This window comes from Clostridium sp. SGI.024 (genome assembly GCF_050315195.1).
Taxonomy (GTDB): Bacteria; Bacillota; Clostridia; order Clostridiales; family Clostridiaceae; genus Clostridium.
This window is the reverse complement of record NZ_JBNPON010000046.1, coordinates 19,162-31,031: the sequence shown is the minus strand read 5'-3', so window position 1 is coordinate 31,031 and position 11,870 is coordinate 19,162. Positions and strand designations below refer to the sequence as shown.

9 protein-coding genes are annotated in these 11,870 nt (G+C 25.6%); 2 read left to right on the top strand and 7 right to left on the bottom strand.

The features are described 5' to 3' along the window. Window positions 1-502 precede the first annotated feature (502 nt). The 7 genes from ACQRD5_RS12265 to ACQRD5_RS12235 all read right to left on the bottom strand — a co-directional run bounded on the left by ACQRD5_RS12265 (window position 503) and on the right by ACQRD5_RS12235 (window position 8,139). A complete protein-coding gene (locus ACQRD5_RS12265) occupies window positions 503-1,111 on the bottom strand; it encodes a nuclease-related domain-containing protein (protein WP_291629443.1) in 609 nt (202 codons plus the stop codon). Between the two features lie 496 nt (window positions 1,112-1,607). Further along, window positions 1,608-2,096, bottom strand: a complete 489-nt coding sequence (locus ACQRD5_RS12260) for a CarD family transcriptional regulator (protein WP_427746868.1) — start codon at window positions 2,094-2,096, stop codon at window positions 1,608-1,610. A gap of 148 nt (window positions 2,097-2,244) precedes the next feature. After that, entirely contained in the window at window positions 2,245-2,841 is a 597-nt protein-coding gene (locus ACQRD5_RS12255) for a YdcF family protein (protein ID WP_291629447.1), read from the bottom strand. A gap of 169 nt (window positions 2,842-3,010) precedes the next feature. Then, complete coding sequence (locus tag ACQRD5_RS12250) at window positions 3,011-4,891, bottom strand: ABC transporter ATP-binding protein (RefSeq protein WP_427746869.1); 1,881 nt, start codon at window positions 4,889-4,891, stop codon at window positions 3,011-3,013. Between the two features lie 43 nt (window positions 4,892-4,934). Further along, the gene (locus ACQRD5_RS12245) at window positions 4,935-6,671 is read right to left on the bottom strand and encodes an ABC transporter ATP-binding protein (protein WP_291629449.1); all 1,737 of its coding nucleotides are present in this window, start codon (window positions 6,669-6,671) and stop codon (window positions 4,935-4,937) included. Window positions 6,672-6,739: 68 nt separating this feature from the next. After that, window positions 6,740-7,171, bottom strand: a complete 432-nt coding sequence (locus ACQRD5_RS12240) for a MarR family winged helix-turn-helix transcriptional regulator (RefSeq protein ID WP_291629452.1) — start codon at window positions 7,169-7,171, stop codon at window positions 6,740-6,742. Between the two features lie 170 nt (window positions 7,172-7,341). After that, the gene (locus ACQRD5_RS12235) at window positions 7,342-8,139 is read right to left on the bottom strand and encodes a DUF368 domain-containing protein (RefSeq protein ID WP_291629453.1); all 798 of its coding nucleotides are present in this window, start codon (window positions 8,137-8,139) and stop codon (window positions 7,342-7,344) included. Window positions 8,140-8,314: 175 nt separating this feature from the next. On the opposite strand from ACQRD5_RS12235, the gene ACQRD5_RS12230 reads away from it, so the two are divergent. Both ACQRD5_RS12230 and ACQRD5_RS12225 read left to right on the top strand, forming a co-directional pair. Continuing rightward, the gene (locus ACQRD5_RS12230) at window positions 8,315-10,036 is read left to right on the top strand and encodes an ABC transporter ATP-binding protein (protein WP_291629455.1); all 1,722 of its coding nucleotides are present in this window, start codon (window positions 8,315-8,317) and stop codon (window positions 10,034-10,036) included. Window positions 10,037-10,047: 11 nt separating this feature from the next. Continuing rightward, on the top strand, window positions 10,048-11,781 hold the full coding sequence (locus tag ACQRD5_RS12225; RefSeq protein WP_291629457.1) for an ABC transporter ATP-binding protein: 1,734 nt from the start codon (window positions 10,048-10,050) through the stop codon (window positions 11,779-11,781). Window positions 11,782-11,870 lie beyond the last annotated feature (89 nt).

The window sequence follows — 11,870 nt, the reverse complement described above, 5'->3', positions numbered from 1 at the left end:
TATAAAACTTACAATCTGTTAAGTTATATAATTTATAAAAATAATTTTTTTGAAATATAGTATAAATCAAATTAATTTTTGTAGATTTATTAATATAGTATTAAGTGTTTTGTTTATTGTTAATTAAAATTTATCATCTATTAAGTAGTATAAATTAGATAAAACGTTTTCTTGATTGTTGTTATATTGCTATAATTTTATATATATCTATTATTTATGTAAATAACATAACTAACAAATTAATTGTTAATATTTATATAGTTATAGACATTATTATAATATATACTCCTCCTTTGATTATAAAATATTTTTAAGAGTAAAATTTTATATTATACTTTATTAGTATAAAACATTACTCTCTTTGATTTTAATGGTTATTTAACTAAATTTCAATATTATTATGAATTTTTTATGAATTTTTTATTAATATTATTAATTTTATTTCATAAAAATTTTATTCCTAAAGCGAATTTTGTACTTTTTTGACAAAATATATTGTATTTTATGATATTTTGCTTATTCTTTTAACATGTTTTTTTCTTGCCCTACTACTTTCAATATTAGATTTTCGTATTAAATCGTATATTTCACAAATTTCATTTTTAGATAACCTTATATCTGATTTATATCTTTTTATAAATCTTTTTAGCTTATTTAACTGTATTACTGGTGTATCTGTTTTAACTTTTTTTAATTTTGACTTATTAGTAAAAACCACTACCGAAATAAAGATATCCTTTCTTTTTATACATCTTTCTAAGGATTTCACATGACCATAATTTTGTCTAATAGGATTATAGAATTGATTACTATTTCTATTTATAATTTGAGTCCAATACTTAGAATATTCATCTCCATATATTAACCCACTATAATCCTTAGTTTCTATTACAAATATTCCTTTTTTTCCTATTAATATATGATCTATTTGAGTTGTTCCATTTTGACTCTTTATCATAACATCACTTAGAAGCTTATATCTATTTATTTTATTTAATATATTATTTACTTTTTTTTCGCCTATATTTATTTTACTAATATTTCTTTTTTTTCTAGCTATAAAAATTAATAAAACTACTATTACTATTATAAGTATTATTTTTTTTAACATATTATCTCTCCTAATTTTAACTTTTGTTATAGTTATTTTATTTTATTATTTATATTAAATTTTGTAAATGTCTTCTTTTTCTTTTATTTTTTATTATCATTTACAAGTATATTATATAAGAGATTAGTTGCTTTTTTAATTCTTCTTTTTTAAATAATATATTATTTCTCTCATAATATACTCTATCTTTCTATGATTTATTAATTTTTTATAATAGCATACTAAATCTAAAGATTTGATTTTATAGTGGATTATTATGAAGGTCTTATAAATAATAATACTGAAAATATTGTTGTACTAATAGGAAATATAATTTTAGATATTAAAATTTAAATATAGGACAGGTATCTTTAAAGAAATGACTTTTATACTTAAAAAAATTATTAAATGACTTTAAAATGGCTGTTGCACTAAAATGTGTACCAGTCATTTTAAATAAAGAAAATTAACTTATAAAATCTATGAAAAACAACTTTTTATCATTTAAATTATTTTATTAAATATTTTTTATAATATAATCTTCTACTTCATTTATATTTATGTCTAAAACTATGGACATTTCTTGATATAATTGTTTTTTAGCACTTATTAAAATATCATCTTCTGTCTTATTTATCTTTTTTCCTAAGGATGCCTTTTCATCTTTTTCTAAATTTATAGAATTTATAACTTTTATAATCTCTATAACATTACCACTTCTTATTATTGTTTTATATTCCTGATTCTTTTTTCTATAATCATCTATTTGGATAGTTTCTTTTTTAGATATAAATTCTAATAAATTCATCACCTCATTCTTACTCATTAGTTCACGAATTGCCGTTGTTTTATTATCTACAGGAATTTTTATAGTCATTTTTTTATTATTAATTGGAGATAAAATATAGTATTCCAGTTCTTTATTTTTCAAAATCATTTTTTCTATATCTTCAACCATACAAACTCCATTTAAACCATATACAACATAATCCTTTATCTTAAACATAGCTCTTCCTCCTTCAGAAATTAATTGTATTTAAAAAAAGTAGCTTCTAAAGCTGAGGCTTTTAGAAGCTACACACATTATATACTTATTATATCACAAAACTATTAATTATCCTAATAATATAAACATTTATATTATTTATAAATTCTTATAAGGCTTTTAATATATCCTTAAATTGCCACCCATATCTTTCAAGTTCACCTAATACTAAATTAATTCCTTCTTTACTTTTGTACCAGTTATCCTTTGTTATATTATTTATATCTATTGGATGAATAATAAACTTTGTATCTTGATATAAAGTTTCATAATACATAAGACAACGTCTGGCATGATATGATTTGCAACATATAATTGCCTTGTTAATATTTATTCCTAAGGAATCTGTTACCTTCTTAGAAAAAATAGCATTTTCATATGTAAAAGTTGCTTTATCTTCCTTTAATATACTATTTTCTTTAACACCATTCTTTATTAAAACATCCTTTAAAAATTCCCATTCTGTATTATAGCTTTGGTTATAAATTTCTTTTTTAAAAGATGGTCCTATAAAAGCTCCTATATTAATTCCATAGGCTCCTGAAGGTAAAATCAAATTGCTATATTCATTTTTCCATAGCTTTGCTGCTTCTTCAGCAACTTCAGGATAAGATCCCCCTGGTATAAATATAATATCTGCTTCTTCTAAATCATCCTTTATAAAAACAAAATTACTTATATCTTTTAAATATCTTAATTTATCCATTTCTCACATTATTCCTATTATTAATAATCTTATTATTTAATATTTTAATTATATCATATTCTATATATTTTTTATTATATTATTATCATTTACGAGTATTTTATTTAAAAGCCAAATCTTAAATATAATAAAGGAGCTTGGTAGTAGCTCCTTTATTATATTCTATATTTTATTCTAATTCGAAGGCTCCTGTATACAATTGATAGTACTTTCCTTTTTTCGCAATTAAGTCTTCATGATTTCCACGTTCAATTATTCTTCCTTGATCAAGAACCATAATAACATCTGAATTTCTAACTGTTGAAAGCCTATGAGCTATTACAAATACAGTTCTTCCTTCCATTAATTTATCCATACCTTCTTGAACTATAGCTTCTGTTCTAGTATCTATACTTGAAGTAGCTTCATCTAAAATTAGTACTGGTGGATTTGCTATTGCAGCTCGTGCTATTGCAATTAATTGTCTTTGCCCTTGAGATAAATTAGCTCCATCACCTGTTATTCTAGTATTATAACCATTAGCTAAATGTTTAATAAATACATCTGCATTTGCAAGCTTTGCTGCTGCATAAACTTCTTCATCAGTTGCATCTAGTTTACCATACCTAATATTATCTGCTATTGTTCCAGTAAATAAATGTGTATCTTGTAGAACTATTCCAAGAGATCTTCTTAAATCATCTTTCTTAATTTTATTAATATTAATTCCATCATATCTAATTTTTCCATCTTGAATATCATAGAATCTATTAATTAAATTAGTTATAGTAGTTTTTCCTGCTCCAGTTGCACCAACAAAAGCAACCTTTTGTCCTGGTTTTGCAAAAAGAGTTATATTATGAAGAATTGTTTTACTTTCATTATATCCAAAATCAACATCATCAAAAACAATATCACCAAGTAATCTTGTGTAAGTTGTTGAACCATCACTATGAGGATGCTTCCATGCCCATATACCTGTACGTTCATTAACTTCTTGTATATTACCTTTTTCATCAATCTTTGCATTTACTAAAGTTACATATCCTTCATCAGTTTCATGTTTTTCATCTAGCATTTCAAATATTCTTTCAGCTCCAGCTAAAGCCATTATAACTGAATTAAATTGTTGTGACATTTGTCCTATTGGATGATTTAAATTTCTAGTAAGTTGCAAAAATGAAGCTAAGGCACCAATTGTAAATCCTCCAATTTTATTTATAGATAATACTCCACCAATTATTGCTGTAAGTACATAATTTACATAACCTAGGTTCCCCATAATAGGCATTAAAATATTTGCAAAAGTATTAGCCTTATACGCACTATCACATAAATCTTCATTTAGAACATCAAAATTTATTTTGCTTTCTTCTTCATGACAAAATACCTTAACTACCTTTTGTCCTTCCATCATTTCTTCAATATATCCATTTAATTTTCCTAAATCTTTTTGTTGTTTACCAAAATATAAGGAACTTTTTCCACCTACTCCTTTTATTACTTGAAACATAACAAAAATCATAGCTATAGAAACTATAGTTAATGGAATATTTAATACTATCATAGAAATAAATACACTTATTACAGTTATTATAGATGCCATTAGTTGTGGTATACTTTGGCTTATCATCTGTCTTAATGTATCAGTATCATTTGTATATAAACTCATTATTTCTCCATGAGGATGAGTATCAAAATAACCTATTGGCAAGCCTTCCATGTGTTCAAACATGTCATCTCTAATCTTCTTTAATGTACCTTGTGATACAAATATCATAATCCTATTATATAAATACGTTGATAGTGTTCCAGTTAAATATATACTTGCCATAATACATAAAACTTTAAAAAGTCCTGTAAAATCAACATTTGATTTACCTATAAAAGGAGTTATATAATCATCTATTAATGTTTGTAAAAATAGTGTGCTTACTACGGAAGTAATAGAACTAATTAGTATTAAAGCTATAACCAAAAATAACTTAAATTTATATTCCTTATATATATAGCCTAGGAGCCTTTTTAAAGTCTTCATTGGATTTTTACTTTTTCTATGATTCATAGGCATTTTACCTGGACCTTGATGTCCACCTTTCATTCCATGTCTTATATTAGGCTTCATCACTATCAGCTCCTTTCATTTGCCCTTCGTATACTTCTCTGTATATATCATTAGTTTTTAATAATTCTTCATGAGTACCTATTCCATCTATTTTTCCATCATTTAAAACAATAATTTTGTCGGCATCTTCAACTGAAGAAATTCTTTGTGCAACAATTATTTTCGTTACATTTGGAATTGATTCTTTAAATGATTTTCTTATTAATGCATCTGTTTTTGTATCTACTGCACTAGTAGAATCATCTAAAATTAATATCTTTGGACTTTTTAATAAAGCTCTTGCAATAGTAAGTCTTTGCTTTTGTCCTCCAGATACATTTGTTCCACCTTGTTCTATAAAGGTATCGTATTTATCTTTGAAAGTCTCAATAAACTCACTTGCCTGTGCAGCTTCACAAGCTTTAATTATTTCTTCATCAGTAGCTTCTTTATTACCCCATCTTAAATTTTCTTTTATAGTTCCAGAAAATAAAACATTTTTTTGTAAAACCATAGAAACTTCATTTCTTAATGTTTCAATATCATAATCTCTAACATCAATACCACCAACTTTTATAGAACCTGAAGTAACATCATAAAGTCTTGGTATTAGTTGAACAAAGGTTGATTTAGCACTTCCTGTTCCACCGATAATTCCAATAGTTTCTCCTGAATTTATTGTTAAATTAATATTTTCTAAGTTTAAATTTTCTTTATCATTGTTATAACTAAAATTTACATTTTCAAACTTTATAGATCCATCTTTAACTTCATAAATTGGATTATCACAATTTTTTAAATCACTTTCTTCGCTTATTACCTCTACTATTCTTTCAGCAGATGATTTAGCCATAGTAATCATAACTAATACCATTGATATCATCATAAGACTCATAAGAATATTACCAGTATAAGTAAATAAACTCATAAGTTCACCTGTTGTCATGTTATTTGAAACTATTAATTTTGCTCCAAACCATGAGAAAAACAACATAATTGCATAAGCAGTGAATTGCATTATAGGTGCATTTAATATTATTATCTTTTCTGCACTTAAGAATTTATTATATAAATTTTGAGAAGCTTTATGGAATTTGCTTATTTCATGTTCTTCTCTTACGTATGCTTTTACAGCTCTAATTCCTGTTAAATTTTCTTGTACGCTAGCATTTAAATCATCATATTTTCTAAATACCCTTTTAAAAATTGGATGTGCCTTAGAAATAACTAAATATAATGCTATTGAAAGAAAAACAGCTGCAAATAAGAATATTAACGCCATTTTTGCATTAACATAAAAGCTCATAATCATTGCTGCAATAAGCATAAAGGGTGCTCTAGCTAAGGATCTAATTATCATAAGATATGCATTTTGTACATTAGTAACATCCGTAGTTAATCTTGTAATTAATCCAGCGGTTGAATATTTATCAATATTAGAAAATGAATAGTCCTGAATCTTATAGAACATTTCTCTTCTTAAATTTTTTGCAAATCCTGTAGATGCTTTTGCTCCAGTTTTACCTCCTAAAGCACCAAATGTCAATGATAGAAAAGCCATAACTAACATTATAATTCCTAAAATAGTTACATATTTCATATCTCCATTTTGAATTCCATTATCCACTATTTTTGCCATCAATACTGGAATAATAACTTCTAGTACTACTTCACAAGCTACAAAAACTGGAGTTAAAATAGAATCTTTTTTATACTCCCCAATATAGCTAGATAATTTTTTTATCATACTATTCCTCCTTTTGTTTAATATAATAGTTTATTTTTTTGTTAGACTTCTAACTAATTGAATAAAAATTATTCATGAATATTTTTATTTAATTTATCTAAATTACAAACAAAGGTATTTAATTCATCTTCAGATAATGTATTTGAAATAATTTCCTCTATTTTAGTTATTTCTTTATACACTAACTTATTAACTTCAATCCCCTTATCTGTAAGTATAATCTTTTTAAGTCTTGCATCTTCAGAAACGCTAACCCTTTTTATTAGTTCATTTTTTTCCATTAAGGTAAGTACACTAGTTACAGAAGAACGTCTTATATCAAATTCTTCTTCAATAGTCTTCTGAAATATATCTCTATTAGAAGAATTAGTATATATATACCCTAAAATTTTAGCTTGCATACCACTTATTCCGTATTCCAAAGCTACTTTACCTATTCGTCTTTTAATTTTATGAGAAAGTATATTAATCTTTCTTCCAACATGTCTCATTTCACTCATTTTTTCACCCGCACTTTTGTTAGACTTCTAACTAATTATATACTTATTTATTTAAATAGTCAAATATGTTATATTACTTTTTAAATACATATGGAGCTACCTAGGCAGCTCCATTAAAAACTAGTTTGATTTAATAATTTCTTTTGACTTGTTATATTTTTTTATTAACTTTATTCATTTCGACTTATATAGTATGTAAAAATGAATCCTATAACTCCAAGTATTATTCCAATGAAACTACTTATTCCATCTACTCCTGGAAATACTGAAAAAACAGAACCTAAAATAAATCCAAAAATTAAAATATAGGTTTGCTCTGGGAATTTATTAAGTAGCATTTCTATTATACGAGCTGTAAGTAATGTTCCAACTATTCCACCTATAGCTATAGGAATAAGAATTGGAATATTAAACTGTACAACAGCTGTTATAACTGTATTATAAAGCCCTAAAACATAAAGCATAAAGGATCCACTTATTCCTGGTAAAATAAGTGCTACAGCTACCACTACTCCACCGATAAAAAGCCAAATAAAATTAACAAAGTTTAATGAAGTAATTATTGCTGAGGCATCATTATTAGGGGTTCCCATCATTACTACTATTCCTATACCTAAAAATAAATATACTAGACTCTTTTTGTTGAATCCCTTGACTGTAGCCTTTCTAAGCATAAGTGGTGCGCCACCTAATATTACACCAACAAATAAATAACCTATAGGAATAGGATAATTATCAAATAAAGTTTTTACTATATTACTAAATAAAAAAATCCCAAAAATCGCTCCAATTCCAACTTGTAGCAATATCTTATATTGATTTTTAAAATCCTTAACAATATTATTAACTGCATGAAGAAGCTTGTCATATACTCCTAATATCATTGCAATAGTTCCTCCACTTACCCCTGGGACTATTTGAGATATACTTATTGCTACTCCTTTTAGAAAGTTTTTTATTAAATTCATTATCACACCTCTATTGTAAATTATTTTTTAATATTAACATATTATATTTTTTTAAGTCAAAGCTTTAATAAATATTTAAGATATTCTTTATTTTTTAAAAATAACTTACTTCTTTTATTATTTTAATATGATGATATAATGAGTATTGTTAAATATTAAAAAAGGACTGATGCTATTGTTAAAACTTATCTATTTTATGAAAGATTATAAAAAAGAGGCTATTTTAGGTCCAGTATTCAAATTAATTGAAGCAATTTTAGAACTATTTATTCCAATAGTAATGGCTAAAATTATTGATATTGGTGTAGCTAATAAAGATATAGCCTATGTTTTTAAAATGGGTGGATTATTAATTCTTTTAGGTGCTATAGGATTAGCTTTTGCACTTATTTGTCAGTATTATGCATCTATAGCTTCACAGGGTGCAGGTACTTCTATTAGGAGTCAGCTTTATAAGCATATCAATAACCTTTCTCATAGTGAAATTGATAAAATAGGAACTCCTACTCTTATAACTAGACTTATTAATGATATAAATCAAATTCAAACTGGTATAGCTATGTTAATTAGATTAGGTACAAGAAGTCCTTTTATAATTATAGGTTCAACCATTATGGCTATTTCAATAGATTTTAGACTTTCAATTATTTTCTTAATAACTACTCCTCTTATAGCTTTAGTTATTTATCTAGTTATGAGCAAATCTCTTCCTTTATATAAAGTAATTCAAGGAAAATTAGATAATATCTCTTTAATAACAAGAGAAAACCTAGAAGGTGCAAGAGTTATTAAAGCCTTTTCTAAAGAAGAAAATGAAAAACAAAGATTTAAAGATGGCACTATTGAACTAGCAGATACAAATATTAAGGTTGGAAAAATATCAGCACTTTTAAATCCTATTACTTATATAATTATGAATTTATCTATAATTGCAATTTTATGGTTTGGTGGCATAAGGGTTAATATAGGTTCATTAACTCAAGGTGAAGTTATTGCATTTATAAATTACATAACGCAAATTTTACTTTCATTAATAGTTTTTTCTCAATTAATTGTTATCCTAACTAAGGGAGCTACTTCAGCTAATAGAGTTTTAGAAATATTAAATATTAAATCATCTATTGAGGATAATAAAAATTCTATTAATTATAAGGCCAATCCTTCTTCACCACTAATAGAATTTAAAAATGTATCATTTTCTTACGAAGATTCAAATGAATATTCATTAAAGGATATAAATTTATCTATATATAAAAATGAAACCATAGGAATAATTGGTGGAACTGGATCTGGTAAATCTACTTTAGTAAATTTAATTCCTAGATTCTATGATGTTTCTAAAGGTGAAGTACTTATAAAGGGTATTAATACTAAAAATTATAATTTAAAAAATCTTAGAAAGTTAATTGGAATAGTTCCACAAAAAGCAGTCTTATTTAAAGGTAGCATATTAGACAATCTAAAATGGGGCAATGAAAATGCTACTATAGAGGATATTAAAGAAGCTCTTGAAATATCACAGTCTGATGTATTTGTAAATTCTTTAAAAGAAAAATATAATTCAGAAGTTTTACAAGGAGGAAAAAACTTTTCTGGTGGTCAAAAGCAAAGACTTACTATTGCTAGGGCTTTAGTTACTAAGCCAGAAATTTTAATCTTAGATGATAGTTCAAGTGCCTTAGATTTTGCAACTGATGCTGCATTAAGACAAGCTTTAAAGGATGAAACCAAGGATATGACAGTTTTAATGGTTTCACAAAGAGCAAGTAGTATAAAAAATGCTGATAAAATAATAGTTTTAGATAATGGTGAAATAGCAGGAATAGGAACTCATGATTATCTTCTTAATAATTGTGAAGTATATAATGAAATATATTCTTCTCAAATCAATAATTAGGAGGTGGACTTTTGAATATTACTATTATTAAAAGAATCTTAAATTATACAAAATCTTATAACAAATATATTTTAATTGCTTTTATAAGTGCAGTTATTAATATAAGCTTAACTTTGCTAACTCCAATATTAATAGGTAGAGCTGTTGATCTTATAATAGGCAAGAATAACGTAGACTTTAATAAACTTGTTAATATATTAATATTGCTATTAGTAACTATAATCTTCTCTTCATTATTTCAACTTATAATGACTAGATGTACAAATATAGTTAGTTATAAAACTATTAAGGACTTAAGAATTGATGTTTTTAATAAATTAAACTCTCTTCCTTTAAAATATATTGATGGGAATTCTCATGGTTCTATTATAAACACTGTTATTAATGATATTGAAATTATATCTGATGGATTACTTCAAGGTTTTTCTCAGCTCTTTACAGGTTTTATAACTATAATTGGAACATTAATATTTATGTTATTTATAGATATTAAGATTGCCTTACTAGTGGTTATTATTACTCCACTATCTTTATTTACTGCTTCAACTATTGCTAAGTATTGTCACTCAATGTTTAGAAATCAGTCAAAGGTTCGTGGTGAATTAACTGGTTATGTAGAAGAAATGATAGGAAATCAAAAAATAGTAAAAGCTTTTTCCTACGAAGATAGAGCTATTGAGAAATTTGAGCTAATTAATAAAAGTATGTATACATATGGCCAAAAAGCTCAGTTCTACTCTGCTCTTACAAATCCAGTAACTCGATTTGTAAATGGAATTGTTTATGCAGTAGTTGGTATAGTAGGTGCAATTAGTGCTATTAATGGTACTTTATCTATAGGAAATCTTTCAGCTTTTTTAAGTTATGCTAATCAATATACTAAACCTTTTAATGAAATTTCTGGAGTAATTACAGAGCTTCAAGCTGCCTTTGCTTCTGCAAGTAGAGTATTTAAAATATTAGATGAAGTCCCAGAAATTCCAGATAAATCTACAGCTATTAATTTAGAAAACTGTGAAGGAAATGTAAGTATTGATAACCTATATTTTTCATATAGTGAAGATAAACCTTTAATCGAAGATTTTAATTTAAAGGTTAAACCTGGTGATAGGATTGCTATAGTAGGCCCTACTGGCTGTGGGAAAACTACATTAATTAATTTGCTTATGAGATTCTATAATATTAAATTTGGAGAGATAAAAATAGATAATATAAATATAGATGACATAACAAGAACAAGTACAAGAGGACTTTATGGTATGGTTCTTCAAGACACATGGCTTTTTTCTGGATCCGTTAGAGATAATATAGCTTATGGAAAGGAAGATGCTACTTTAGATGAAATTATAGAAGCTGCTAAAGCAGCTCACGCTCATAAATTTATTATGAGATTACCTAATGGGTATGATACTATACTTACAGAAGATAGTTCACTATCTCAAGGCCAAAAGCAACTTTTATGTATAGCTAGAGTTATGCTTTCTAAGCCACCTATGCTTATTTTAGATGAAGCTACTAGTAGTATAGACACAAGAACTGAAATTTATATTCAAAGAGCCTTTAATAAGTTAATGGAAGGAAGAACTTCCTTTGTAGTAGCTCATAGACTTTCAACTATTCGTGAAGCAGATTTAATTTTAGTTATGAAGGATGGAAAAATTATAGAGCAAGGTAACCATAATGAATTATTAAATAAAAATGGTTTCTATGCAAATTTATACAATAGTCAATTTGCAACAACATAATAAGGTAATGTCTCAAACTTTTAAATGTTTTCTAAATATGAAAATTAGTTGATAATATATTACTAGAATGATATTATTTATATGTTTTA